We start from the raw sequence: 24,458 nt of genomic DNA on the forward strand, positions 1-24,458 counted from the left end.
ATCTAGGTAAAAACCCTAGGCAATCTTCGTTTGCGCTAGCGCAATAAATGTTGGCTGAATAAATATTTAACACAAACGCTATTGATAATAATTCGCATTTGCATGATAATCATTCTCATCTTAATACAAACTTACGAGTGCGATGATATGAATGCTTATTTGGTAGGGGCTGATGCCCTAGGAAATATTCCTCAATTGCTCGCAGAGCACGGCATTTCTGTGCAAAAGCACGTGAGTGGCCGCAATGTGGCGCATCAGCGCAAACCACCTAGCCTCAATGGTGCCGATCTACTAATTTTGTTTACCGATTTTTTAAGCCACAACGTGATGAAGGCGTATCGCGAGTTAGCCAATGAAGAAAACGTACGTTTTGTGGCCTGCCGCCGCTCAGTCTGTGCATTAAGCCAATCGTTAGAAAAGATAGGTGAAGTAAGAGATTGTACGCAGTGCCCAAATAGAAAAACCAAGAAATGCCGCTAATCGAAAGCACTGGCCAGTAGTTTGAAATTTGAGTATCTGATTTGGATTGATGAATAGAGTATAGGGCCGGAAGCTTTGAAAATATTTACTTTCAGCCCTATACTTAATAAACTTGCAAGATGGCAAACACCTACGAGTCAATCAGTGCTGTAAAATCTTTGATAAGAAATGTTGCGCGCGCTCACCACGTGGCGTACCAAAAAAATCTTCTTTACTGCAATCCTCTTCGATTCGGCCACCATCCATAAAAATCACTCGATTGGCGACACGCCGTGCAAAACCCATTTCATGGGTCACGCACATCATCGTCATTCCTTCGCGCGCGAGCTCGGTCATCACGTCGAGCACTTCATTGACCATTTCAGGATCGAGCGCACTGGTTGGCTCATCAAATAGCATTGCAATTGGATTCATTGCAAGCGCGCGAGCAATCGCCACGCGTTGCTGCTGGCCGCCTGAGAGTTGGCCTGGGAATTTGGCCGCTTGCGCGCTTAAACCTACCCGATCTAATAATTGCATACCTTTGCTACGCGCTTCATCGCTGCTCCTGTTCAGCACGCGTTGCTGAGCCAACATTAAGTTTTCGATAATTGATAGGTGTGGAAATAATTCAAAATTTTGAAATACCATCCCAATTTTTGAGCGTAATTTGGGTAAATCAGTATCGGGTAGACCGACCGAAGTGCCATCAAAAATAATCTCACCTTTTTGAAAAGGCTCAAGGGCATTGACGCATTTAATCAGTGTTGATTTACCAGACCCAGATGGTCCACACACGACGACAACTTCGCCTTTTTTAATATCTGCACTGCAATCGGTTAAAACCTGAAAATCACCATACCACTTGCTGATATTTTTAATTGAAATCATACGCTAAGCCTCTTGTTTAAACGCGTGACTAATGTTGACGCGCTAAAGCTAATTAGGAAATAAATTAATCCTGCAAAGAGTAAAAACTCATGCGGTTGGCCAATAATATCGCCGCGTGAACGTGCGGTATTTAAAAAGTCCATAATACCAACGGCATAAACCAAGGATGTATCCTGAAATAAAATAATCGATTGCTGAAGTAATAAAGGCATCATTTTTCGAAATGCTTGCGGCAGAATAATTAATTGCATAGCTTGGCGATAATTCATCCCTAAAGCATATGCAGCATTGATTTGCCCCTTACCAATAGATTGAATGCCGGCTCGAACAATTTCGCAAAAATAAGCCGCTTCAAAAAGCATAAATGCGATCAAACACGATGTCAGTGCACCAATAGGCCTATTGGTACCAGTGACCCAGCCAATAATGAAAGGCACCATAAAGTAAAACCAGGTGATCACCAACAACAGCGGAATCGATCGGAAATAATTGACGTAAAAACCAGCTAGATTTGCAAGTAAGCTATTTTTGGAAAGCCGTGCTAACGCTAATAAAGTACCAATTGCAACACCACCAATCACGGCCATAATCGTGAGTTTGACAGTGACCCATAAGCCTTCCATCATGCTCGGCAAGGCTGGAATAATATTTGAGAAATCCATTATTTACCTCCCAGTGCAATTAAGCCCGGTACTTGAACTCGTTTCTCAACCCAGCGCATCAACAGCATTAAGCTCATATTGAGAGTGAAGTAAATCAAAGTAGCGAGGGTAAATGCTTCAAATAGATTGGCAGTAAATTCGGCTGTTTGCTTGGTTTGAGCAAGGAGTTCCATTAAACCAATCAGTGAGGCAACGGATGAATTTTTGAATACATTCAAAAATTCACTGGTCATTGGAGGAATGATAATTCGAAAAGCCTGGGGTAATAAAACGTCTTTATAGAGCTGTGGCAATGAGAGACCTAATGCCAGTGCGGCATTGGTTTGCCCTTTAGATAAGGCTTGAATCCCTGTGCGAACTTGTTCTGCTACGCGAGCCGCCGTAAATAGGCCCAAACATATGATGGTGCTAATAAATGCGCTGGTCGCTGGATTTAAATCCTGTTTAAACCAGGTCTGCAAATTTTCAGGTAAATAATCGGGTACCATAAAGTACCAGATGAATAATTGAACTAATAAGGGTACATTGCGAAATAGGGCAACATATGCGGCGGCAATTCGTGATAAAAAATGGCCAGGTAAAGTACGCGCAACACCAATGATGGTGCCTAGACTGAGCGCAATTATCCAACTACAGAGCGCAAGCGCAATTGTCCAGCCCAAGCCCGTGATAAACCAATGTAAATAAATTTCTGTGCCAATGCCGGTGGGCTTAAAAAATACGCCCCAGTCCCAGTGATAATTCATTATTTGAGTCTCCCAAAACGTCGCAATTGATTAGGCCAAAATATAAATTCCCCAGCCAATCATCAGATTAAATCCTGAGATTGAGCTGGGAAAATTATTTTAATGCGCACAAGCTGAAGCTGATCGCAGTAATATTGCTCGCGATTACGCTAAGCTAAAGCACATGGCTATGCGTATTTTGTTTACATTTGTTCTGCAGATTTATCAGTTGGGTTGGCAATGAGTTGTTTTAATTCATCTGACATTGGGAAGTTCAGATTTAAGCCTTTCGGTGGAACCGGGCTTAAGAACCATCGTTTGTAAATCGTATTGACTTCACCTGATTTAAAGGTGCTCGCGAGTGCATTATCAACGACCTTTTTGAAGGCTGGATCATCTTTACGCATCATGCAGCCGTAAATTTCATTCGATTGTGATTTGCCGACAATGGCCCAATCGCTTGGTTTTTTCGCTTTGGCCATTTCACCCGCAAGCAGAGCGTCGTCCATCATAAAGGCGACTGCACGACCCGATTCAAGCATCAGAAATGATTCGCCATGGTCCTTGGCGCTAATGATATTCATGCCCATTTTTTTCTCATCGTTCATTTTTTTCAAAATGCGCTCTGAGGTCGTACCTGCGGTGGTCACTACATTTTTGCCTGCAAGGTCGGCAAAATCTTTATAGGGACTGTCTTTTCTGACCAGCAGGCGGGTACCAATTTCAAAAATACCTAATGAAAAAGCCACTTGTTTTTGACGTTCTAGATTATTGGTCGTAGAGCCGCATTCAAAATCTACGGTGCCATTTTGAACTAGCGGAATCCTTGTTTGCGAGGTTACCAAATTGTAGCGTACCGTCAAATTAGGCATTTTCAATTCTTGCTTAATGGCATCAACGATTTTGCTCGATAAGTCTGCAGAATACCCAATCGGTTTGCTGTCGTTGGCTAGATACGAAAAAGGGATCGAAGAGTCACGATGGCCAAGCACAATCACACCGCTGTCTTTGATTTTCTTTAAAGTGCCGCTAAGTTCTTGTGCGCCAACATGGGCGGTACAAAGCAAGGAAATGGCAAGTGCAAGTGGGTATCTAGCTTTCATTACAGTGCTACTCCAATTTAAGGGTCGGCTTGGAGTATAGGTAGATATCCTTGTAAGGGCATATAGGAATTAGCACCTAGGGGAATTTAATTATGATGTTTGACTCACTACAAATAATGGCTAGAGGGTATATTGCTGTAGGTAATGAATAAAAAAGGTTTTATTAATATACCCGTCGAAGGCAGCCCTATGGGCTGAAGTGGCGGTGCGCGATTGCCCTGCACACGAATAAGTCCTACTTGAGCGCGTTGATGATTTTGCGCAGTGGCGTTGGGATGCCTGCGGCTAAAGCCGCTTGAATAGAAAACCATGCCGTTTGATCTTCGCGCAGCGTGCTGCTGCCGATTAAATAGGCTGGTTGTGGGGTGATGGTCAGGCGATAGTGGGTAAACACGTGCACAAACTCGGGTAAAGCCGGTTCCAGTTCGATTTCTAGGCCAAAGCGAGATTGCATTTGCTCATTGGCTGATAAAGTCGTGGCGACCTCAGGCAGGCTCCATAGTCCACCCCAAATCCCTGTGGGTGGACGACGCTCTAACAAGATTTGACCTGAGTCGTTTTGCAGCAAAACCATCACCGTTGATTTTTCTGGGATGGTTTTTTTGGGTTTCTTAGTCGGTAATTCTGCTTGGCGACCGCTTAGGCGCGCTTGGCAGTCGGCATTGAGGGGGCAGGTCAAGCATATTGGATTTTTCGGTGTGCAGATCGTTGCGCCCAAATCCATCAAGCCTTGCGTGTGCGCTTTGATGGCGGCTGCAGCGAGCATTTTATTTTTATTTGGCTCGGGTAAAAGCGCTTCAGCTAAGGTCCACAATTGATTTTCAATTGTTTTCACGCCTGGAAAACCCTCAATCCCTGCCCAGCGCGTAAGAACGCGTTTGACATTGCCATCCAAGATCGCAGCACGCGTACCATAAGAAAACGCCGCAATCGCAGCGGCCGTGCTGCGGCCAATGCCGGGTAGGGTGGCTATCAACGTTGGATCGCTTGGAAATTGGCCACCAAAGTCACGCACTACTGCTTGTGCGCAAGCATGCAGATTGCGCGCACGCGTGTAATAACCCAGTCCACTCCAGAGTGCCAACACATCATCAAGTGGCGCAGCAGCTAAGTCGGCGAGCGTTGGAAAACGCGCCAAAAATCGTGGGTAATAATCGAGTACCGTCGTCACCTGCGTTTGCTGCAGCATGATTTCTGATAGCCAAACGTGGTAGCCATCATCCACTTGCCACGGTAAATGATGACGACCAAATTCGCGCTGCCATTGAGTCAGTCGGGATGAAAAATCATTCATTACTTGGCTTTTTGCTTGGTGTTGGTTTTTTTAGCCGGAGCGGTTTTTTTCGGTGGGGCGGACTTTTTCTTGGCTGCCGCTTGTGCTGCAGCCTTTTTGGCGGCTTCAGCGGCATGAGCTTGAGCGGCTTTGGCGGCCGCTTCTGCTTGCTGGCGGGCGATGATTTGTTCTTTTAAGTTGGCGGTATCGGCGTTGAAAACCGGGTTGTTCAATGGGCCACTAAAGGTAATCGGTAGGGTGAGTCCTAAAAGCCCAGATAGCTCAGGTACTTTGGGATTGGCGCTGGCCAGCATTGCGTAGTCTATGGTGCCTGCATTTAGATTGAGTGTACCGCCACCTTTTAGTTTGAGTACATCAGCACTGACGACAAGGTCTTCATTGACCGCAACACCATTTTTTAGAATCAACGTGGCGTTGAGTTCTGAGAAATTGGTTTTACCTGCGGTGTGATCTATTTTTTTGATTTCACCATTCATTAATTTGATTTGCTGGCTCGCCGCATTCAAAAGACCACTAATGTCGATGCCGCGAATCGCTCCTTCTTTCAGACTGGCTTTAATTTTTCCGCTGGCCGATTTACGCAGCGCGGTGACGTTACTGCCAATGGCTGTGATATCTAAATTGAGATTGCTGCGCCCTTCAAAACGACTTGTGTCTAGCGTGTCGGTCAGCAGAGTATTGATGTTCATATTACTGAGCGTCTGCTCTACACGGAAATACGGTAGCTCTTTACTGGCGTTAACTTCAATTCGACCTGATAATTGCCCTTCGTATAACGTAGCTTTGAGTGGGTCGAGCACTAGGCGGTTTTTACGTGCAATCAGCGTGGCATCAATATCATCGATGTGTAAATTGTTTAAAACGAGTTCGCCCACCTTAATTGAGCCAATCGCAGATAGTTGATTGAGCCACCAGAAATCGAAATTATTTTTTTGATTGATATTCTTCGCGCCGGCCGCAACGGCAGGCAGATACGGTGTTAAATCCAGTTTTGCGAGATCGATATTGACACGAAACTGTGGATCCAAAAAGCTTTCCATGCCAATTTGCGCCCGCAAAGCTTCATAATCCAAGGTGCCATTGCTATCCAAATTGATCAACTCATTGTGTAAATCTAAATCACCTTTGCCGGTGAGATCTAAACGCACGGCACCGCGCGGCAAGCTGCGGTTGGTGTAGCTGCCAGTCAGGCGATAGTTGGGTAATCGGGCGATGGTGCCGCGTTCAATAGTGAGTGGCGTACTAAACAGCACATCTAAGTTTTGCTCTGGGCTGGTGTATTTGACATTAATTTTGGCCGCATTGCTTTGCAATAACTGGCTGTGTGCGCCACTCAGAGTAGGGATGCTGGCTGAGGCGCTAAATTTCGCATCTTTATCCTGCATTTGCACATCCACTTTTAAACGTTGCAAGATCAGCGAGGTATTGGTCAGTTTAATTTCTGGGATATCGAGCGTGCTTTCCCAGTTTTGTTCGCCACGGCGACCCGATCCAGCTAGTTTTAAATCACCGCCAGTGAGGCGAAGTGGATCCCAGCCGTAATTGAGATTACCGGTAATTTGTAGGGCTAGATTGTTGACTTTGACTTTGTCATCGCTATTACCAATTTGGTCTATGGCCATTTTGATGTTGGCGATATGGAGGCGGCGTTCTTGTTCGATATAGCGCATGGCAGCAGTGCCATGGATTTGACCGCGCCAGAGCGTAGTTTGACCTTTATTGCCGATAAAAATTTCGCCGTCTAAGTTTAGCGCGCCTTTTTTGGGGTCGGTTAAATCATCCATTTCTAAATCAAACTGCTGGAAATTCACAGTTTGATTTAGAAATTCATCGTGCCAAGAAAACTGAGCATTTGAAAAGGCCAGCCTGTCTAAGGCAACTTGAATCAGTTGCCCATTATTTTGTAATAAGTCTTCAAAATTATAACTGCCATCTTCATGGCGGATAATAGTGAGCTCAGGTCGCTCAATTTCAATGCTGTGCGCAACTGCTTTTTGCTGGCTAATCAAAGGCCAAAGGCGAAAGACAATTTTGATGGCATCGGCGTGGGCAAAGACAGTGCTTTCATTGGGCTCGGTGAGCGTGGCATTTTTGATCAGCACAGCAGGGCGCGGTAGCAGCACCACATGGGCACTGCCACGAATATCGAGTTTACGTTGCGTATCACGTTGCACCGCCGAGACTAATTCATCGCGGACCAAGTTCGACGATAAAAAGTACGGCAAAATGCCAACCAAAGCGATCAGTGTAACGATCAGCAAGAAGCTAATACGCAAGGGGCGGGAGTGGCGCCAATCCATTTCGTCAAAAAGCCGCTTCTAATATAGATTGCGCGATTATCCACAAGAACCGCACCGAACAAAAGTGCTATGGGTAAAATAGATTCAGCTTTGTGATTACTTTGGCTGTTTCAGCCTTTAAAAAAGTACAAAATGGCAGTAGAAGTGATTCGAAAATGCGCTTGGCATATTGCGGCGATTTGATACTAGGAGTTTTTCATGGCGCATCTCACGCCGATTAAAGTGCAAGGGTTTCATCTCGATTTATACGGACACGTGAATAACGCCCGATATCTTGAGTTTTTGGAAGAAGCCCGTTGGGGTTTGATGGAAGAATACGGCGATTTAGACTGGTTTATGGCGCAAAAACTCGCCTTGGTCGTTAGTCGAATTGATATTCGCTATTTACGCTCGGCCACGATGGGCGATCAACTGCTAATTGAAACGCGCTTGGTCGAACTGATGCCACGTGAGGGGCACATTAATCAGCGAATCATTCGTAAAGACAATGGCAAGCTAGTGGCAGAAGCGGATGTGACTTTTGCCGTGATTCATCCCGAACAGCGCGGCGCGCAAAAAATGGAAGGAGAAATTTTGGCGCGTTTTAGTTCAATGCTGGATTTAATGAAGGAGTCAATATGAAAAAGTTAGTACTAATCAGCTTCCTTGCGCTACTGAGCGCCTGCACTGGAATCCCGAGTCACTTTGAAAAGCCACAAGTGAATTTAGCAGGGCTGCAAATTGCTGAATTGGGTTTGATTGAGCAGAAATTTATTGTGTCGCTACGCGTGACCAATCCGAATGACATCAATGTGCCGATTAATGGCTTAAACTTAAAACTCGATGTGAATGGACAGCCCTTTGCGACTGGGGTCTCGAATGAAAAAGTAACGCTGGCTAAGCTAGGCGATACGATGATTAAAGTGAATGTAACGACCAATTTGTCTAGTATATGGAAACAGATGAAGTCATTGAACAAACCTTTGGCTTATTCACTGAACGGCAAGTTATTGTTGCCTCTGGTGCCAGGTGGCTTGTCGTTTGATCGTACAGGCGAATTGCCAAGTTTAGGTGAGTTTTTACCTAGCGAACTCAAGGCCATGTAGTTGGGTATTTTATTCTGGACATTAATAATTAAAGGCTAGAATAAAATACATCACTGTTTTAGTTTGAAGATTGGAGCAAATCATGGGCATCAATTCGGAAAAACAAGAAGCCAAACTCATCAAGCAAGCGCATCAAGCGGCAGGGCATATTGAAGACGCCAACACTGATCGCGAACGTCGCGATGGGCTGATGCTGCGCAAAAAAAACAATGCCATTGCTGACCGCGAGGCTGCTGCACAGCGACATATTGAAAAAGCGGAACTCGAGCTATTGAAGCGAAAGCAAGCTAAGTAGTAAATCCCTGCAAGAATGGGCGATTTGTTCTCCCAGGAAGTTATTATTGCGCCAAATTTAGGGTGTAAATACCGCCGTGCTCGCCCGCAATCGCGGTAATCTGGCCGTTGCCAGTAATTCCAGAAAAATCCCCTGTTCCGCTTCCCGCTACAATCGTTAATGCTCCACTCACACCCATTGTTGGCGAAAATAGTCCGTGATGCTCAACGGTAAATGTACCTTTTAATTCACCTACGGCACCAACAATACGCTCATAGCCAATAAACGTCACATCACCCGCCGCATTGGGATATGACAATAGATATTCCAATATACCCTCACCGACAAAATCACCCGACAATGTATTAGTAATGCTGGCGCGGCTCAGTTTGCCTGCGCCTTCCATTTCATGGAACGGAATTTCAGCCCAGTTTTGGGCAATAAAGTTGCATTTTATTTGGCTCGAGAGTGACATATTTTCCTTGGATTTATTTTTCTTTAATAACTTCGCTGATGTAAATGAGGCTTGCAGAGTTTAGTATTTTATCTTTATTTAAGTTTGGCGTAGGTTTTTGTTGGATAAGTTGTAGCTCGGCATTCACTCGGTAACATCCCCATTTCTTTTTGCCACACGCGGCGAAAATCTCTTGCGGATGCAAAACCCGCTTGCTCGGCGATTTGTTCGATCGTTAGATTAGGATGATTGAGTAGTTGCTTGGCGGTGGCGATGCGAATGGCGAGATGATATTGATGCAGCGACACACGACAGTGCTGCAGAAACAGCCTCGCTAAATTACGCCCGCTGGTGTGGACTTGCGCGGCAACAATCTCAAGCGTCCAACGCTCTGCAGGTGCGCGACTGATCAGGTCTTGTGCTTTGTGAACCATCGGATGCAAGTGATTGCGGTGCGCCAGCCACGGCGAAAGTTGTGGATCTTGCCCACTACGGCGCAACCAAACGACCATTTCCCGCGCAACCGCTTGTGCGATGAGTGATCCAGCTTGCTGCTCAATCAAATGCAGCGCCAAATCAATACCCGAGCAAATTCCCGCGCTGGTGGCGATATTGCCATCTTGCACAAAAATGCGGTCATCGAGCACTTTGGCGAGAGGCGCTGCGATTCGTAGCCGTTCCAAAATCTCATGGTGTGTAGTGCATTCATAGTGATCAAGAAGACCCGCATAGGCCGCCAGCATTGTTCCCGAACATACGCAGGCCAGATGATGCTGTGTGGCGTTAAAATGTTCACGCAGCCATGCGACAACGGCTTGTGCTTCGGGTAATTGCAAACTGACTTTGGAGTTTTCAGCCCCGATCAACACAATATGCGCCCCTGCAGGAATCGGCTGTGGCAAGGGGTTAAGCTGGTGCGGCCTTAAACCAATCGAGCAAGTCAGCTCAGCCACGGGCGCCACCATATGCAATCGATAGGGGGCGCCGTGGTTAGCTGCGATTTGAAATGCTTCGGCTGGCCCCGCTAAATCAAGCAGCATAAAGTTGGGTGTCAGGACAAAATAAAGTTCAGTCATCTGTATTCTCTAATCAAGCCACTTGCCGTTTATTGACCCAGCGCTGCACTACATTGCCGCCAAATAAATTGAGTAATAAACCTGACATCAGCAAAGCGGCACCCCACCATTGCGCAGTGAGCAAAATTTCGTCGAGTAAAACAGCTGAAGCGGATAGGCCAACCCAAGGCACTAAAAGGCTAAACGGAGCAACGCGATTGCTAGGGTGGCGTTTGAGTAAAACATTCCACAGACTCGTGCCGAGCAAGGTGGCGATAAAGGCTAAATAGAGTACGGCGAGTGTTGATTGCAGCGTAAAGTGCTTTAGCGCGCTGCTGATTTGTTCAGGGCCTTCGATGATGAGGCTTAGAAGAGCAAACACAAACATTGGTGCAATCGACGTCCAGACCATAAATGCCGGCACGCTAAATGAAATGCCTTGTTTGGCACATTGCTTCATCACAATATTGCCCATTGCCCAGCCTGCTGCTCCGAGTAGCGTCATCACGAAACCGAGCAAAGTCATGCTTTGCCCATGGCTACTGCCAATCAGCCACAGCCCACAACCTGCGACAATCAGGCCGATGAGCTGGCTGGTTTTCCATGACTCTTTAAGCCAAACTGCGGCAAAGATGAGCGTAAAAAACGCCTGCGACTGCAAGACGACCGATGCCAATCCGGCGGGCATGCCATTGGCCATTGCCGAAAATAAAAACGCAAAATGGCAAACGCCCCACGTCAGGCCATAGCCGAGTAGGTATTTCCACGGCAAGTTGGGGCGGCGCAAGAAAAAAATCGCTGGGAACACCGTTGCGGCAAATCGCAACGTCGCCAACAGCAGCGGCGGCACACCGACCAAACCCCATTTGATCACGACAAAATTAAATCCCCATGCCAAAACGACAATTAGGGCGAGCGCTAGGTCACGAATTGGCATAGAGATTCCTTCAGTAGATAGACAAAAGTTTTCTTGCATCGTTGTCTCGCCTTGTCGTACTAGATGTACTGCCTGCGGCTTCGACGCCTTGTCATAAAACTTTTGTACGAGTACTTAGCGTTAAGCGGCGACAGCTTGAGCTGCAAAACGCTGCACGATGTCATCCACGGTACAAATTCTGGCAAAACGCTCATGCAGTACTAATTCGGTACGCTCTTTGATTTCGGCTGCGCTATAGATATTCCCATTTGGATGTTGCATCGCAAAGGTTAACGTCGCTTCAGTAACAAACTCCACCACATAACCCAAATCAGAGGCGACTCGCGTCGTTGTTTCGCAGCATTGCTCGGTACGAATTCCGCTGATAATCAAATGTGTAATGCCTTGCTGCTGCAGCCATTCATGTAGACCCGAACCAATCAGCGCGTTGTGCACGGTTTTTTCAAATACGAGCCCAGTCAATGGTGGCAAGAAATCCATGGGTTTCACCCAGTTTGACGCTTTAGCGAAAGCTCCTTCTGGTTCGACATGCAAAACGGTGATAACTGGAATCGCTTGCGCTTGGCAGGCAGCAATCAGTTTGAGCAGCTGAGTTTGAAACTCAGGCAGATCAAGTTCACTAAAGTAGGGGCGATGTAAAAAAGATTGTTGTACATCGATAACTAACAAGGCTGATTGTGAATGAGACATTTTGTTTGCCAAATGAATTAAAGTAAAGCCAGTTTAGGCTTTAATTAGATGCGGCTTAAGCGCGATTGATGACAGCTTTGGGGACAAAATAAGACAAAAACCCTGCCGTGATTAAACGGCAGGGCGATTCATGATTGATGGATTTGAATTAAGCCTGATTGATGTGTAAACGCACCTCAATATTGCCGCGCACCGCATTTGAGTATGGGCAAATTTGATGCGTAGCTTCCACTAAAGCTTGGGCTTCGCCCTCACTAATGCCACGCACTTCAATGTACAAGTCTATATCGAGGCTATAGCCGCCAGCTGTGTTTTGTCCCAAGCCAACTGCCGCAGAGGTTTGGCTGCTGCTAACGGGCAGTTTCATTTTTTGTGCTGTCAATGCTAAGGCATTGTCAAAACACGCGGCGTAGCCAATGGCAAATAGCTGTTCTGGATTGACGCCTGCTTTGCCTGTGCCAGGCATTGCTAAGTCAAAGCTAAGTGAACCATCGTCAAGCTGTGCATGGCCTGAACGGCCCCCCATTGCTGTGGCGCGAGTTTGGTAGAAAATCTTCATGTTGTATCTCTCAGTTGATATCGATTTAGTCCGCAACGCGAACAACGAGTTTGCCAAAGTTTTTACCTTCAAGCAGACCGATAAACGCTGCTGGCGCATTTTCTAAACCGTCGACCCGGTCTTCTTTGAATTTGATTTTGCCTGCGGCCAACCATTCACTCATCGCGGTGAAAAACTCACCGTAACGGTGGCCGTAATCATCAAAAATAATAAAGCCTTGCATTTTGATGCGTTTTTTCAATAACGTGCTCATCAGCATGCCCATGCGGTCTGGGCCGGCTGGCAATTGGCTGTCGTTATAGCTGGCAATCAAACCGCAAACAGGAACTCGTGCACTGACATTCAATAGCGGCAATACCGCATCAAATACCGCGCCGCCGACGTTTTCAAAGTACACATCGATACCCGCAGGGCAAGCAGCCGCCAGCTGTGCAGCAAAGTCCGAATTTTTACGATCGATACAGGCATCAAAGCCCAATTCATCGACGACGTATGCGCATTTATCCGCGCCACCCGCAATTCCGACCACGCGGCAGCCTTTCAATTTAGCGATCTGCCCAACAATCGCACCCACTGCGCCACTGGCCGCCGCGACCACGACAGTTTCGCCCGCTTTGGGTTGGCCAATGTCGAGCAAGCCCATATAGGCAGTAAAGCCTGGCATTCCCAATGCGCCCAGTGCAATCGAGGGTTGCGCGAGTGTCGGTGATAATTTATTCAATGACGCGCCATTGGCGACTGCATAGTCTTGCCAGCCACTGAAGCTCAGCACGATGTCACCGACTTTAAAGTCAGCGTGATTGGACGCTTCTACGCGTGCAACCGTACCGCCGACCATGACCGCATTGAGTTCAACTGGCGGAGCATATGAAGGGGTATCGCTCATCCGGCCTCGCATATAGGGATCTAGCGACAGATACATCGTGCGAAGTAAAACTTCATCGGCAGCTAGAACAGGAATTTTCGATTCAACTAGACGGAAGTTTTCCAAGGTCGGCGCGCCGACTGGGCGAGAATTCAATACGATTTGGCGATTGATCGTCATTTTCAAATCCTTGAAATTAAAGTGAGTTTTCTAAAATTTGGCGGCTCATTGCCAATGTCACATCTTGGCGTTCGCCCAGTGCGGTCATGCCGTGCGCTTCGAGTTTTGCAATAACGGTATCAATCACAGCAGCGCCCAAATCGTAATCAGCTAGGCGAGTTTTAATTCCCATCGCTTCAAAGAATTCACGCGTTTTGTTAATCGCAGCGGCAATGCGTTCTTCTTCTGTACCTGCGGTGATGTGCCAAACACGGTCGGCGTATTGCAGCAATTTTTCGCGCTTGCTCTCTGAACGTAATACCAAGTTGGCCGGTAACACAATCGCCAACGTGCGAGCATGGTCGATATCAAATAGTGCGGTGAGTTCATGACCGATCATATGTGTTGACCAATCTTGCGGTACGCCAGCGCCGATCAAACCATTGAGTGCTTGCGTCGCTGCCCACATCAAATTAGCGCGTAGATCGTAATCTTGCGGATTGGCCAGCACTTTTGGGCCGATCTCAATCAAGATATTGAGCAGACCTTCGGCGTAGCGATCTTGCACCATGCCGTTTACTGGGTAAGTGAGGTATTGCTCAACGGTGTGAACAAAGGCATCGACCACGCCATTGGCGATTTGCCGCGTTGGCAAGGTGAAGGTTTTGCTCGGGTCTAGAATCGAAAATTGCGGGAATACCAGCGGATTCATAAATGGTAATTTGGTATGCGTGGCTTTTTGCGTAATCACCGCGCCGTGATTCATTTCTGAGCCGGTCGCTGGCAACGTCAGTACCGTACCAAATGGCAATGCACTCGTGATGGTTTGGCCAAAAGTAGTCAAGATATCCCACGGTTCGCCAGCAAAAGGCACCGCGGCAGCGATAAATTTAGTGCCGTCAATCACTGAACCACCACCGACTGCAAGTAAGAAATCAAGCTTTTCTGCACGGATGATTTCGACCGCTTGCATCAAAGTTTCGTATGTTGGATTCGGTTCAATACCGTTAAATTCATGCACTTCACGTGAACCTAGCGCAGCGCGAACTTCGGCGACTGTGCCGTTTTTACGTGCGCTTTCGCCGCCGAGTAAAATCATCACACGAGCGTTGGCAGGTACTAATTGATCGAGCTTGGCGATGGTTTCCGTACCGAAAACGATTTTAGTTGGGTTAAAAAATTCAAAGTTAGTCATTGGGGCAATCCTTTATTAGACCAGTCGTCTAGTTACTAAGTAAAAATAAGATCGCAAATGCGATCAATCAAAATAAAAAAGTAAAATCAAAAAATCTCACAGCCAACACGGCCTATATCTGAGCCGTGTTGTGGGTCGAGAAAACGGTATTGTTCAGTTGATTTTTAATATCAACTGCGTACTTTGCATCGCAGCTTCCAGTGCACTGCGGTCACGACGAATTTTGGTCAGTAGCGTTGCACCCAGCCACATTTCGTACAGCTGTAGTGCCGTTTGTTCGCAGCTTGTGTAGTGGGGTAATGAGCCATCGCGCTCGCCTTCACTTAAGCACAGGGCAATACGTGCTAATAGTTGTTGCGTGCCGCGCAGTAAACTACCGCGCATACTTTCTGATAAATCCGAAACTTCAGCTGCGAGTTTGACCGTGAGACATTGTCCGTCGCGATCGTCGCAGCTTTGGGTTTCTAGCCAACTCGCCCAATACGCCAGCATCCGCTCGGCTGCGGTTGCATCTTGGGTATTAAAAATTGAATCGAGTCGTTCGCAGTAATTAGCGAAGTAGTTTTCTAGTAACGCCTCACCAAATGCTTCTTTGGATTTGAAGTAATGGTAAAACGAGCCTTTGGGTACATCGGCCGCAGTCAAAATTTCATTTAAACCGACCGCAGAGAAACCTTTGCCCAAAATGATGGGCTTGGCGGTATCTAAAATATGCTGACGTACGTCGATGTGATCTGAGTTCATGGAGTGGATAATATATTTAATTAGACCAGTCGTCTAGTTAGGTTGGTGTGCAAAATTACACATAGGATTACAAGCTCTATTTGCTTGTTTTTGAAATAGGCAAGTAACCATCAAATCGCGTACTTTCGCCATCAAACACAAAATCAGGTCGTGCGCCGGCCATTAGTGGTGCGTGTCGTGGGCGTTTGACGATGATGCGTTTTTTGGCGATGAGTCGCGCAGGGGCGAGCAGAGCGTCGGCGTCTTCGTCACCACCAATCAGCGTTTGAAACGCCGCCATGCTTTTCTTTGATTTGGCACGTTTACCGGGTTCGGGAAACATCGGGTCTAAATATACAACGTCGAATTCTTGTTGCGCCAAAGGCCCGCTGCCAGATGCGCGCTCGGTGAGCCATTCGCGACCATCGCCAAAATGCAGCGTCATTCTGGCGACAATCTCAGCGGTATGGGTATCAAGTTGCGCGCGTCGTAAACCGTCGCTTAGCAGTAGATACGCCACGGGAGTTCGTTCAATCAACGTCATTGTGCAGCCCAAGCTCGCCAATACGAAGGCGTCACCGCCTAGACCAGCTGTCGCGTCGAGAACGCGCGGAATATAGTCACCTTTGATACCAATCGCTTTGGCGACAGGTTGGCCGCGTCCGCCGCCAAATTGGCGTCGATGCGCTGCAGCTCCGCTGACAAAATCAACATACACGGCTGCTTTTTCGCCAATCGTGACTAACTCAAGGTGTTCTTCATTCCATTGCAGTATGTGAGTGGCGTCCTCGTCAGGTAATGCCCAGATGGCAATACCCATTTGAGTTGCTTGGGTGATGAGCGCTGCAGGGGCGTTGTGCTGAATTAAACCGATCATTGTAGGTAGTCGTAGTGGGTTTGAACTTGGCGATAGCGCTGCGGATGCAGCCGTTCAACGGGGTTTTGTTTATAAAATTGCATCAGTTGCTCGTAGACTGCTGGATAGCTTTCTTGCAACACCAGTGGGCGTTCAAAGAAAACTTCGCTGAGTACCGCAAAGCATTCTGCTGGGTTGGTCGCTGCGTAGAGATCGATGGGGCTGTGATCGTTTGAATGGGCAATCGTTTGCAAATGGGCAAAGGCATCACTGAATGCACTTTTCCAATCGTCGTGATCCATTCCGGCATTCAACATGGGGTAGCCATTGGCATGACCGCCGTTGCACATGTCCAGTTTATGCGCTAATTCGTGGATGACGACATTCCAGCCATCCAGCCATGGGCCTTCCATCACATCGTGCCATGAAAAAAGTACCGGTCCATCGCCACGTGCTTGGCCTGCTAGTGCGTACTCTCCCTCGTGAACCACTCCGATGTGATCAACATGGCGCGTAGGCGCTAGAAATTGGCTAGGGTAAATGATGATTTCCTGCCAGTCGTCATAGGCCTCAAAACCTAAATTCAAAATAGGTAATACCGCTTGGGCCGCTAAAACGACTCGCATCGGGTCAGAAAAAACCAGCTCGCCTTTTGGGCTGATCGCTTTGGTATGTAAAAACCATGCGGCCAATTCGCGTAAACGCGCTAATTCACTGGCACTAAGGTTTTTCAGTACTGGCATTGTGGTCACGGGCAGCCATAATTCATCAGCAATCGGATGCTGCGCTAACCAACGGTCACGACGTTTGCGGCGAAAGTAATTGAACATGAGTGTTTCCCGTGTAAGTTCAAATCAGATGGGTCTCACTAGGTGCAATTCAAGCGAAGCCTGCTGAAGTTAGTACCCTAGGCTTGAAGATGAGATACAACAGTCATCGATTTGTCACATACCGCGTAAGCTGGCTTGATGTATTATCAAAAAATCATAATTACATGATTGTCCCTATTGTTTTTTTTATCTTGTGCTGAATTCAATAGTTCTGTTGCTGGTTTTTTTGGAGTAGTCGCATGCTGAGTCGTAATCAAGTCATTGCAATGATAGGGGCGATTTATTCGCTGGTGCTGATCGTATTACTGATCGTGGTGAGTAGTAGCTCGGTGGCAGCCGTCAATGATTTATTCATTACGATTTTATTGATTGGTTTTTTGGGCTTGGGCGCACTGTTGGCGGGCTTAATTTTTGGTATCAATCAACTCTTTAAGCCGTTAACGCAAATGCGTGATTTGATGCGCTTGCAAGCGACCGATCGTGGCGATTTGATGACTCGCTTGCCCGTCAATGGCCATGGCGATATTGCCGATATTTCTCTGGCTTACAATGAGTCTACCGATAAAGTACAAAGGATTTTGCGTGATGTGCAGCGCGAAATGGAAGGGCTTGCCTTGGGTTTATCTGAGCTCACCGCTGTGACAGGGCAAATGGCGAAAGACACGCATATGCAGTCTGACCATGCCGCTTCATCGGCCGCAACCGTCGAAGAAATTACCGTCAGCATCAATCATATTGCCGATAGTGCCCGTGATATGGATCATGTAGTTGAAGAAACTCAACGTCTCTCTAGCAATAGCGCCGACTCGGTGCTGCGCGTATCTGAGGAAGTTGGCAAGGTTTCAGAAGCGGTGGTTGCTTTAACGCAAACGATGGATGGTTTGGGCGCTCGTTCTGAAGAAATTAGCGGGATTATTGGGGTCATTAAAGACATCGCTGGGCAAACCAATTTACTTGCACTCAATGCCGCCATTGAAGCTGCCCGTGCCGGTGAAATGGGGCGTGGATTTGCAGTTGTTGCAGATGAAGTTCGAAAACTGGCCGAGCGCACCAGCAGCGCAACAGTTGAAATTGCGCACAAAATTGAATCGGTTGGCCGTGAAACTCAAAATGCAGTCAGCAATATGTCGACCACCGCTGAGCGCGTAGCGCACAGTGTGACAATGGCCGAAGATGCGCGCGGCCATATGCTGGGCATTCGTGAGCATATGGGGAGTGTGGTATCGGCAGTGCGCCTTATTGCCGAATCAACGCAAGAGCAATCAGCTGCGACACATACCTTGGCAAGTTCAGCTGAGCGTTTAGATGTGATGACACAAGCCACTGACTCAGCTTTACAGCAAGCAACCAACACTTTAAAAAACTTGGATGAACGAGCAAAACGTTTACTCAAATCAGTGGGCAACTTCAAACTCGCCGATATTGAAGTAGTGCACGGTTGGGCTGCTTCAAGCGAGGCGCGTGCGGTTTCTGAAATCAAAGCGCTCCTGAATGCACAAGGTCATCACTGGGCGGATGCACAAGGTGATAATTCAGCACCTGCATTACGTGCTCGCGCGCTGGCGGGTAATCCACCTACTGCAGCGGCCATTGGCGGCGTAAAAATTCAAAACTGGGCTAAAGAAGGCGTTTTGGCTGATTTGAATGATGTCGCTACGAGCCAAGGATGGAACCGAGTGCTGCCCGCAGTGCTAGATACGATGATGAAAGCCAACGGCCAATATGTTGCAGTGCCGTTAGGAGTGGCCCGCGTGAATATGTTCTGGATTAATGCCGCGGTACTTCGCCGTGCGGGTGTAAATCCACCTAAATCGTGGGACGATTTCTTTGTAGTGGCTGAAAAGCTCAAACAAATGGGTACGCCGATGTTGGCTGTCGGTGAGCAATCGTGGCAAATCGCGACGATGTTTGAGGCGATTACGTGCGGCTTGGGTGGGGCGGCATTTTATAACGCGGCGTTTAGTCAGCTCGATCAATCGGCACTCAATGGCTCTGTGATGATTCGTTGTCTAGAAACCTTGCGACAAATGAAGCAATACTGCACACCAGATGCCGCTGGCCGCGAGTGGAATTTAGCTACTGCCGATGTGATTAATGGCCGTGCAGCGATGCAATTGATGGGCGATTGGGCAAAAGGCGAATTTGCCCAAGCGGGTAAAACGCAAGGAACCGATTATCTGTGCGTGCCATCACCAACGCAAAATGGTGAGTACAGCTTTGCTGCTGATACGCTCACGATGTTTAAACAAAGCGATCCACGTTTGCAAACCGCGCAGCGTGATTTTGTGAGTTTGCTAATGAGTACCGAAGGCCAGGAGGTATTCAATTTGTATAAAGGTAATATTCCAGCCCGTACCGATGTGAATATGACTCGTTATGATGATTACGCCAAACAATCTGCTCGTGATTTTGCCAATGCAGCTAGCAAGCAAGTGTTGGTGCCATCATGGGCGCACAATATGGCGGTGCAAGATGAAGTTAAATTGGCTTTCTATGATGCGGTTGATGCATTCTGGAAAAACAGCAATATGAGCGCGCAAGACGCAGCTCGCCGTTTTGCAGAAGCCGCTCGTCGTTGATACGGGTTGCATTTAATTTAAAGCACGCTCAAATGCGTGCTTTTTTTATTGCAACCGTTCCCGTTTTTTAGTGTTATTTTTTGAACTGTGCTGAACCGCATCGTGGGTGTAAGATCAAAATCATGCTTCATCTTCGCGCGTTTATTTTTTTGCTTTTGTCGTGTTTATTGTCACTGAATGTGGCGATGGCCTCTGAGCGCGCGCCATTTTCAGTGCAAGCCCATGCAACTGAGCAGTTGCATGAATCTCATGCTACGCATCACGAAGATTCACAGACTGCAGACAGTCTAAATTGCAAAAATCATTGCGCTAGCCAAAGCATGGCCAATAATCATTGTGGTGTCTGCTTGAGTGGCTTGGCAACATCTATGCCATTGATTTTGGTTTCACAGGCGCCAGCGATATTCGTCTCGGCACCGACTATCGTGCTGCAAAGCATTCATTTCCCGCCGCCTTTACATCCTCCGTTACAACTTCTTTAATCAGGCCCCGCAATAAGCGAGTTTGCTATTCGCTCCACATTGCCTTAGACAAAGTGATTGCATCGATCAAATTGATCGATATATTGCTTTGTATTGGCCTGTTTCAATAACTTTACTATTTTAAAATATGAGACGTATTGCTCTAGACGCATTATTAATAATGCGCTTTGCTTATATACATGGCCAATCAATTCTCATTTGGAGATTCTGATGAATCGTAGAAATTTTATTTTTAGTGGGATTGGTCTGGGTATCTTGCCGATTCTTAATGTGCCTGCGTGGGCGGCGATAGATCACAGCGCACATGGCGCACATGGCGCAGACGCAATGCCGCAGAACCTAAAAACGGTTGCGGACATGCCTTTGCTTGCGGTTTCTGCATTGCCTGCAGGACGGCCCCATCAGCCCTTGTCCATTCTTAAAAATACCAGTGTGCAGCCAAAGCAATTTACCGCCACTCTCACTGCAGCTGCGCATGATGTTGAGTTAGTCGCCGGCCAGAAAACACCGATGTGGTTATATAACGGCCAAGTACCGGGGCCCTTGATTGAGGCGTTTGAAGGCGATGAAGTAGAAATTCGCTTTGTGAATCAGTTGGCGCAAGCGTCGACCATTCATTGGCACGGCCTGCCTGTGCCGCCCGAGCAAGATGGGAATCCACACGATGCGGTGCCTGCAGGCGGTGAGCATGTGTATCGCTTTAAGTTGCCTAAAGACAGCGCTGGCACGTATTGGTATCACCCCCATCCCCATGGCGACACGCCGGAGCAGGTGTATCGGGGCTTGGCGGGCCTGTTTATTGTTCGTAGTAAAAACGATCCGCTCAAAGCCTTTGCCGAGCAGCATTTAGTCATTTCGGATTTAAAACTCGACGCCAACGCGCAGATTCCCGATAACACCGCCAATGACTGGATGAATGGTCGTGAAGGGCAGTTTGTGCTGGTCAATGGCCAGCGCGAACCGGTAATCACCATTGCTGGGCGGCAACGCTTGCGGATTTGGAATGCCTGTAGCGCAAGGTATTTGCGCTTGAATATGGGCCAGCCCTTTACGCTAGTCGGTACGGATGGCGGTTTGATCGAAAAGCCGCAAATCATGGATGAATTTTTATTGGTGCCAGGGCAAAGGATCGAGATTCTTGTGGGTAACGGTAAACCCGCATCCATGACCTTGAAAGCCTTGATTTATAACCGCGAGAAAATGGGCAAGGTTGCGCCCGAAGTTGATCGTACCTTAGCAACTTTGCAATTTACGGCGGGATTGATGCCGGAAATTCCACAAAAACTAAGGAAAATCGCCGATTTTGGTCGCGCCACGGCGATGAAAAAGGTTGAGTTTAGCGAAACCATGAGTATGGACAATGGCGTGCATACGATGGCATTTTTGGTGAACGGCAAGTCGTTTGACATGAATCGCCATGACCTAATCAGCAAGGTCAACGAGGTGGAAGTCTGGGAGATATTCAATAACTCGCACATGGATCATCCATTCCATATTCACGGTACGCAATTTATCGTCATTGATAGCACCTTCAACAAACAGCGTACCAATGCGCCGTATCGCGCGCTACACGACACCATCAATCTACGCCCCTATGAAACCATCCGCATTAAAACCGTGCAGCAGGATATTGGCTTGCGGATGTTCCACTGCCATATTCTGGAGCATGAAGGGCAGGGCATGATGGCGCAGTTGCTGGTCAAATAAACAGATTTTGTAATTTAATAAAATTTAGGAATTCATCATGAAATTCAAACAACTCTTTGCTGTGCTTTTAGTGGCTCCGACTTTCGCGTTTGCGGCTGCGCCAGCGGGTACGATGTATAAAGACCCCCACTGCGGTTGCTGCGGTGAGCACGCTAAATATCTGCGCGATGCTGGTTTTCAAATTAAAGAGCAAACCAGCGATAATATGAGCGCCATCAAGCAAAAATACGGCACCGATGCTGCGCCTAGCTGCCACACCATTGTGATTGGTGGCTATGCGGTGGAAGGACATGTGCCCGCAGCAGCGATAACAAAATTGCTGAAAGACAAACCGAATGCAAAAGGAATCGCAGTGCCGGGCATGCCAGCAAATTCACCGGGAATGGGTGATTACAAGTTGGGAACGATTGCGGTGGTGTTGATTGGCAAAGACGGCAGTGTGAAGCCGTATGGCAATTTTTAAGCGATAAAAAATGAGCTTGCCTTGTCGCAAGCTCATTTTGATTGATAGCATTCAAATCGATTTATTCGCCGCCAGCGCCTTGCTCAATCAGGCGCAGCTCAGCTTGGGCATTGGGTGTGAACGGGTGTAGGTGAGAAAGGAATTGGCGGCTTGCTGCGCCCCAAGAATAGCGCTCAGCAAAGCGGCGCACTTCGTCGCGATCGATCCGTAGTGCGGCGATACACGCTTCGCGTAGGTCTTCGTTTAATGCACCGGGGCCGTCACTGCCAATCACATCAATTGGACCAGTAACAGGGTATGCCGCTACAGGGCAACCACAAGCCATTGCTTCGAGCAATACTAGGCCGAATGTATCAGTTTTGCTTGGGAATACAAACACATCAGCGCTGCTGTAGACTTCGGCGAGTTCGGTTTGATTTAAGACACCCAGCCAGTGAATATTCTTTTGCTCACCATACTTGGCTTTGAGTCCTGCCGCTGCTGGACCGTCACCGACCACCCATTTGCTGCCGGGCAAATCTAATTCTAAAAAGGCTTCGACGTTTTTCTCAACGGCAACACGGCCTACATAAACAAAAATTGGGCTACGCGAGTTGAGTTTATCGCGGCGACCTGGTTTGAAAATCTCCAGATCCACCCCGCGAGACCACATCACCACATTGGTAATGCCGCGATCGCTTAAGTCTTTAACGACCACTTTGGTTGGTGCCATTACGGCTTGAGCTGAATTATGAAAGCGGCGCAACCATGCATAAGTCACGCTCAGTGGAATCGCAAAACGCAATTGCACATATTCAGGAAAACGTGAGTGATACGCCGTCGTGTATGGGAGTTTATTTTTTAGGCTGTACGAGCGCGCTGCCAAGCCCAGTGGGCCCTCGGTAGCGATGTGAATCGCATCAGGTGCAAATTCACGAATGCGTTCATTGACTTTGTTGCCCGGAAATAAAGAAAGGCGGATATCGGGATACGTTGGGCAAGGCACGGTCTTAAATTCGAGCGGCGTGAGCAATTCCACCGTGTGCCCCATTTTTCTTAATTCGGCGCTGGTTTGTTTCAAGGTGCGAACTACGCCATTGACTTGCGGTTCCCAAGCATCGGTGACGATTAAAATCTTCATGCGATTAATCCTTTCAAAGTAGTGAAGAACGTAAGTACGACAGTTTTTGTGCTGTTGCCGCGTCTTGCGTAAAAACTGTTTACCTTCCTTGGTGCAAAAAAGTGAAACTTCAAATGGCGCACTCAGGCGGTTTGTGGCGCAAGTGGCGTTAATAATTTATGGATATTGGCGGTTTGCGCGTCGTACATTTTTTGCCAAGTGAGGATGCGCAATTCACCATTGGGCATTTCAACCAAGGCAGTCAGGCTCTCCACCCAATCACCATCGTTGCAATATTCAATCCCGTCGATCATGCGCATTTCGGCTTTATGGATATGGCCGCAAATCACGCCATCTAACTCGCGTTTTTTGGCTTCTGCAGCGACCGCCTCTTCAAAATCAGAGACAAAACTCACTGCTTTTTTGACTTTGTGTTTCAGGTATTGCGACAGTGACCAATAACCCAAGCCCATGCGGGCGCGGGCACGGTTAAACCAGCGATTGAGTTTGAGCGTCATCTCGTAGGCTTGGTCTCCAACAACGGCTAACCAGCGCGCGCATTGAATAACGCCGTCAAATTGGTCGCCATGAATGACAAGGTATTTTTTGCCGTTCGCCATCGTGTGGATGACTTCGTCTTCGATTTTGATTTCGCCAAACATCAGACCAATGAATTGGCGCGCGCCTTCGTCGTGATTGCCGGGGATGTAGGTAACTTGAGTGCCTTTGCGGGCTTTGCGGAGAATTTTTTGAATAACATCGTTATGACTTTGTTGCCAGTACCAACTGCGCTTCATGGCCCAGCCGTCAATAATGTCGCCAACTAGATATAATTGCTCTGATTCGGTGTGTTTTAAGAAATCTAAGAGATAATCAGCTTGGCAACCTGCCGTACCCAAGTGAATATCAGAAATCCAGATGCTTCGAAAACGCAATTCAGATGCCATAAATCACAACTCCGCTGAGGGGCTTGTGAAGCATCATGCAGATGCATTGTGACAATGGTGCGACA

At 47.6% G+C, this 24,458-nt stretch carries 26 protein-coding genes; 8 read left to right on the forward strand and 18 right to left on the reverse strand.

Annotated elements, in window-relative coordinates; all coding sequences use genetic code 11:
* Window positions 1–147: 147 nt before the first annotated feature.
* Entirely contained in the window at window positions 148–480 is a 333-nt protein-coding gene (locus K4H28_RS03995) for a DUF2325 domain-containing protein (RefSeq protein ID WP_221007115.1), read from the forward strand.
* Between the two features lie 141 nt (window positions 481–621).
* On the opposite strand, the gene K4H28_RS04000 is transcribed toward K4H28_RS03995, so the two are convergent.
* From K4H28_RS04000 to K4H28_RS04025, 6 genes are all read right to left on the reverse strand, one after another.
* Window positions 622–1,350 (reverse strand): amino acid ABC transporter ATP-binding protein, encoded by a 729-nt coding sequence (locus K4H28_RS04000; protein ID WP_221007116.1) that lies wholly within the window; start codon window positions 1,348–1,350, stop codon window positions 622–624.
* Window positions 1,347–2,012, reverse strand: coding sequence for an amino acid ABC transporter permease (locus K4H28_RS04005; protein ID WP_221007117.1), 666 nt, complete (start codon window positions 2,010–2,012; stop codon window positions 1,347–1,349). Before K4H28_RS04005 ends, K4H28_RS04000 begins: the two co-directional genes overlap by 4 nt.
* Window positions 2,012–2,758 (reverse strand): amino acid ABC transporter permease, encoded by a 747-nt coding sequence (locus K4H28_RS04010; RefSeq protein ID WP_221007118.1) that lies wholly within the window; start codon window positions 2,756–2,758, stop codon window positions 2,012–2,014. Before K4H28_RS04010 ends, K4H28_RS04005 begins: the two co-directional genes overlap by 1 nt.
* Before the next feature lie 182 nt (window positions 2,759–2,940).
* On the reverse strand, window positions 2,941–3,840 hold the full coding sequence (locus tag K4H28_RS04015) for a glutamate/aspartate ABC transporter substrate-binding protein (protein ID WP_221007119.1): 900 nt from the start codon (window positions 3,838–3,840) through the stop codon (window positions 2,941–2,943).
* Between the two features lie 235 nt (window positions 3,841–4,075).
* Window positions 4,076–5,134 (reverse strand): A/G-specific adenine glycosylase, encoded by a 1,059-nt coding sequence (gene mutY, locus K4H28_RS04020; RefSeq protein ID WP_221007120.1) that lies wholly within the window; start codon window positions 5,132–5,134, stop codon window positions 4,076–4,078.
* Window positions 5,134–7,434, reverse strand: coding sequence for an AsmA family protein (locus K4H28_RS04025; RefSeq protein ID WP_221007121.1), 2,301 nt, complete (start codon window positions 7,432–7,434; stop codon window positions 5,134–5,136). The genes mutY and K4H28_RS04025 overlap by 1 nt, the downstream gene beginning before the upstream one ends.
* A gap of 198 nt (window positions 7,435–7,632) precedes the next feature.
* Here K4H28_RS04025 and K4H28_RS04030 point away from each other — a divergent pair, with 198 nt between their 5' ends.
* From K4H28_RS04030 to K4H28_RS04040, 3 genes are all read left to right on the forward strand, one after another.
* On the forward strand, window positions 7,633–8,055 hold the full coding sequence (locus K4H28_RS04030; RefSeq protein WP_221007122.1) for an acyl-CoA thioesterase: 423 nt from the start codon (window positions 7,633–7,635) through the stop codon (window positions 8,053–8,055).
* Window positions 8,052–8,519, forward strand: coding sequence for an LEA/WHy family protein (locus tag K4H28_RS04035; protein ID WP_221007123.1), 468 nt, complete (start codon window positions 8,052–8,054; stop codon window positions 8,517–8,519). The genes K4H28_RS04030 and K4H28_RS04035 overlap by 4 nt, the downstream gene beginning before the upstream one ends.
* 82 nt (window positions 8,520–8,601) lie before the next feature.
* Window positions 8,602–8,814: a hypothetical protein gene (locus K4H28_RS04040; RefSeq protein WP_221007124.1), complete on the forward strand. Its 213-nt coding sequence runs from the start codon at window positions 8,602–8,604 to the stop codon at window positions 8,812–8,814.
* Window positions 8,815–8,857: 43 nt separating this feature from the next.
* On the opposite strand, the gene K4H28_RS04045 is transcribed toward K4H28_RS04040, so the two are convergent.
* From K4H28_RS04045 to K4H28_RS04090, 10 genes are all read right to left on the reverse strand, one after another.
* Entirely contained in the window at window positions 8,858–9,268 is a 411-nt protein-coding gene (locus tag K4H28_RS04045; protein ID WP_221007125.1) for a DUF3224 domain-containing protein, read from the reverse strand.
* A gap of 74 nt (window positions 9,269–9,342) precedes the next feature.
* Window positions 9,343–10,323, reverse strand: coding sequence for a GlxA family transcriptional regulator (locus K4H28_RS04050; RefSeq protein ID WP_221007126.1), 981 nt, complete (start codon window positions 10,321–10,323; stop codon window positions 9,343–9,345).
* A gap of 13 nt (window positions 10,324–10,336) precedes the next feature.
* Window positions 10,337–11,239 (reverse strand): EamA family transporter, encoded by a 903-nt coding sequence (locus tag K4H28_RS04055; RefSeq protein ID WP_221007127.1) that lies wholly within the window; start codon window positions 11,237–11,239, stop codon window positions 10,337–10,339.
* 120 nt (window positions 11,240–11,359) lie between these two features.
* Complete coding sequence (locus K4H28_RS04060; protein ID WP_221007128.1) at window positions 11,360–11,929, reverse strand: isochorismatase family protein; 570 nt, start codon at window positions 11,927–11,929, stop codon at window positions 11,360–11,362.
* A 148-nt stretch (window positions 11,930–12,077) separates the two neighbouring features.
* A complete protein-coding gene (locus K4H28_RS04065) occupies window positions 12,078–12,488 on the reverse strand; it encodes an organic hydroperoxide resistance protein (protein WP_221007129.1) in 411 nt (136 codons plus the stop codon).
* A 25-nt stretch (window positions 12,489–12,513) separates the two neighbouring features.
* Window positions 12,514–13,533 (reverse strand): NADPH-dependent curcumin/dihydrocurcumin reductase, encoded by a 1,020-nt coding sequence (gene curA / locus K4H28_RS04070; RefSeq protein ID WP_221007130.1) that lies wholly within the window; start codon window positions 13,531–13,533, stop codon window positions 12,514–12,516.
* A 16-nt stretch (window positions 13,534–13,549) separates the two neighbouring features.
* Window positions 13,550–14,707, reverse strand: a complete 1,158-nt coding sequence (locus K4H28_RS04075) for an iron-containing alcohol dehydrogenase (protein WP_221007131.1) — start codon at window positions 14,705–14,707, stop codon at window positions 13,550–13,552.
* 153 nt (window positions 14,708–14,860) lie between these two features.
* Window positions 14,861–15,451: a TetR/AcrR family transcriptional regulator gene (locus K4H28_RS04080; RefSeq protein ID WP_221007132.1), complete on the reverse strand. Its 591-nt coding sequence runs from the start codon at window positions 15,449–15,451 to the stop codon at window positions 14,861–14,863.
* Between the two features lie 76 nt (window positions 15,452–15,527).
* The gene (locus tag K4H28_RS04085; RefSeq protein ID WP_255573614.1) at window positions 15,528–16,307 is read right to left on the reverse strand and encodes a class I SAM-dependent methyltransferase; all 780 of its coding nucleotides are present in this window, start codon (window positions 16,305–16,307) and stop codon (window positions 15,528–15,530) included.
* Entirely contained in the window at window positions 16,304–17,116 is an 813-nt protein-coding gene (locus K4H28_RS04090) for a M90 family metallopeptidase (protein WP_221007133.1), read from the reverse strand. Before K4H28_RS04090 ends, K4H28_RS04085 begins: the two co-directional genes overlap by 4 nt.
* 239 nt (window positions 17,117–17,355) lie before the next feature.
* Here K4H28_RS04090 and K4H28_RS04095 point away from each other — a divergent pair, with 239 nt between their 5' ends.
* The 4 genes from K4H28_RS04095 (at window position 17,356) to K4H28_RS04110 (ending at window position 22,347) form a co-directional block, all read left to right on the forward strand.
* Window positions 17,356–19,695, forward strand: coding sequence for an extracellular solute-binding protein (locus tag K4H28_RS04095; RefSeq protein ID WP_221007134.1), 2,340 nt, complete (start codon window positions 17,356–17,358; stop codon window positions 19,693–19,695).
* 122 nt (window positions 19,696–19,817) lie between these two features.
* Window positions 19,818–20,177 carry a hypothetical protein gene (locus tag K4H28_RS04100; RefSeq protein ID WP_221007135.1) on the forward strand — a complete coding sequence of 120 codons (360 nt, stop codon included), beginning with the start codon at window positions 19,818–19,820 and terminating at the stop codon, window positions 20,175–20,177.
* Between the two features lie 210 nt (window positions 20,178–20,387).
* Window positions 20,388–21,884, forward strand: a complete 1,497-nt coding sequence (locus tag K4H28_RS04105; protein ID WP_221007136.1) for a multicopper oxidase family protein — start codon at window positions 20,388–20,390, stop codon at window positions 21,882–21,884.
* A 37-nt stretch (window positions 21,885–21,921) separates the two neighbouring features.
* The gene (locus K4H28_RS04110) at window positions 21,922–22,347 is read left to right on the forward strand and encodes a DUF411 domain-containing protein (RefSeq protein WP_221007137.1); all 426 of its coding nucleotides are present in this window, start codon (window positions 21,922–21,924) and stop codon (window positions 22,345–22,347) included.
* A gap of 61 nt (window positions 22,348–22,408) precedes the next feature.
* Here the strand turns inward: K4H28_RS04110 and K4H28_RS04115 are convergent, their stop codons facing one another.
* The gene (locus K4H28_RS04115; protein WP_221007138.1) at window positions 22,409–23,467 is read right to left on the reverse strand and encodes a glycosyltransferase family 4 protein; all 1,059 of its coding nucleotides are present in this window, start codon (window positions 23,465–23,467) and stop codon (window positions 22,409–22,411) included.
* Between the two features lie 122 nt (window positions 23,468–23,589).
* Window positions 23,590–24,393 (reverse strand): UDP-2,3-diacylglucosamine diphosphatase, encoded by an 804-nt coding sequence (locus tag K4H28_RS04120; protein WP_221007139.1) that lies wholly within the window; start codon window positions 24,391–24,393, stop codon window positions 23,590–23,592.
* Between the last annotated feature and the right edge of the window lie 65 nt (window positions 24,394–24,458).

The organism is Deefgea tanakiae, assembly GCF_019665765.1.
In the GTDB taxonomy this organism is placed as follows: Bacteria; Pseudomonadota; Gammaproteobacteria; order Burkholderiales; family Chitinibacteraceae; genus Deefgea; species Deefgea tanakiae.

Coding starts and splice junctions, on each gene's coding strand:
- K4H28_RS04040 (WP_221007124.1), top strand. CDS start 8,602: ATGGGCATCAATTCGGAAAAACAAGAAGCCAAACTCATCAAGCAAGCG.
- K4H28_RS04060 (WP_221007128.1), bottom strand. CDS start 11,929: ATGTCTCATTCACAATCAGCCTTGTTAGTTATCGATGTACAACAATCT.
- curA (WP_221007130.1), bottom strand. CDS start 13,533: ATGACGATCAATCGCCAAATCGTATTGAATTCTCGCCCAGTCGGCGCG.
- K4H28_RS04065 (WP_221007129.1), bottom strand. CDS start 12,488: ATGAAGATTTTCTACCAAACTCGCGCCACAGCAATGGGGGGCCGTTCA.
- K4H28_RS04075 (WP_221007131.1), bottom strand. CDS start 14,707: ATGACTAACTTTGAATTTTTTAACCCAACTAAAATCGTTTTCGGTACG.
- K4H28_RS04025 (WP_221007121.1), bottom strand. CDS start 7,434: ATGGATTGGCGCCACTCCCGCCCCTTGCGTATTAGCTTCTTGCTGATC.
- K4H28_RS04055 (WP_221007127.1), bottom strand. CDS start 11,239: ATGCCAATTCGTGACCTAGCGCTCGCCCTAATTGTCGTTTTGGCATGG.
- K4H28_RS04105 (WP_221007136.1), top strand. CDS start 20,388: ATGAATCGTAGAAATTTTATTTTTAGTGGGATTGGTCTGGGTATCTTG.
- K4H28_RS03995 (WP_221007115.1), top strand. CDS start 148: ATGAATGCTTATTTGGTAGGGGCTGATGCCCTAGGAAATATTCCTCAA.
- K4H28_RS04080 (WP_221007132.1), bottom strand. CDS start 15,451: ATGAACTCAGATCACATCGACGTACGTCAGCATATTTTAGATACCGCC.
- K4H28_RS04035 (WP_221007123.1), top strand. CDS start 8,052: ATGAAAAAGTTAGTACTAATCAGCTTCCTTGCGCTACTGAGCGCCTGC.
- K4H28_RS04120 (WP_221007139.1), bottom strand. CDS start 24,393: ATGGCATCTGAATTGCGTTTTCGAAGCATCTGGATTTCTGATATTCAC.
- K4H28_RS04110 (WP_221007137.1), top strand. CDS start 21,922: ATGAAATTCAAACAACTCTTTGCTGTGCTTTTAGTGGCTCCGACTTTC.
- K4H28_RS04050 (WP_221007126.1), bottom strand. CDS start 10,323: ATGACTGAACTTTATTTTGTCCTGACACCCAACTTTATGCTGCTTGAT.
- K4H28_RS04045 (WP_221007125.1), bottom strand. CDS start 9,268: ATGTCACTCTCGAGCCAAATAAAATGCAACTTTATTGCCCAAAACTGG.
- K4H28_RS04115 (WP_221007138.1), bottom strand. CDS start 23,467: ATGAAGATTTTAATCGTCACCGATGCTTGGGAACCGCAAGTCAATGGC.
- K4H28_RS04100 (WP_221007135.1), top strand. CDS start 19,818: ATGCTTCATCTTCGCGCGTTTATTTTTTTGCTTTTGTCGTGTTTATTG.
- K4H28_RS04095 (WP_221007134.1), top strand. CDS start 17,356: ATGCTGAGTCGTAATCAAGTCATTGCAATGATAGGGGCGATTTATTCG.
- K4H28_RS04030 (WP_221007122.1), top strand. CDS start 7,633: ATGGCGCATCTCACGCCGATTAAAGTGCAAGGGTTTCATCTCGATTTA.
- K4H28_RS04085 (WP_255573614.1), bottom strand. CDS start 16,307: ATGATCGGTTTAATTCAGCACAACGCCCCTGCAGCGCTCATCACCCAA.
- K4H28_RS04000 (WP_221007116.1), bottom strand. CDS start 1,350: ATGATTTCAATTAAAAATATCAGCAAGTGGTATGGTGATTTTCAGGTT.
- mutY (WP_221007120.1), bottom strand. CDS start 5,134: ATGAATGATTTTTCATCCCGACTGACTCAATGGCAGCGCGAATTTGGT.
- K4H28_RS04010 (WP_221007118.1), bottom strand. CDS start 2,758: ATGAATTATCACTGGGACTGGGGCGTATTTTTTAAGCCCACCGGCATT.
- K4H28_RS04015 (WP_221007119.1), bottom strand. CDS start 3,840: ATGAAAGCTAGATACCCACTTGCACTTGCCATTTCCTTGCTTTGTACC.
- K4H28_RS04090 (WP_221007133.1), bottom strand. CDS start 17,116: ATGTTCAATTACTTTCGCCGCAAACGTCGTGACCGTTGGTTAGCGCAG.
- K4H28_RS04005 (WP_221007117.1), bottom strand. CDS start 2,012: ATGGATTTCTCAAATATTATTCCAGCCTTGCCGAGCATGATGGAAGGC.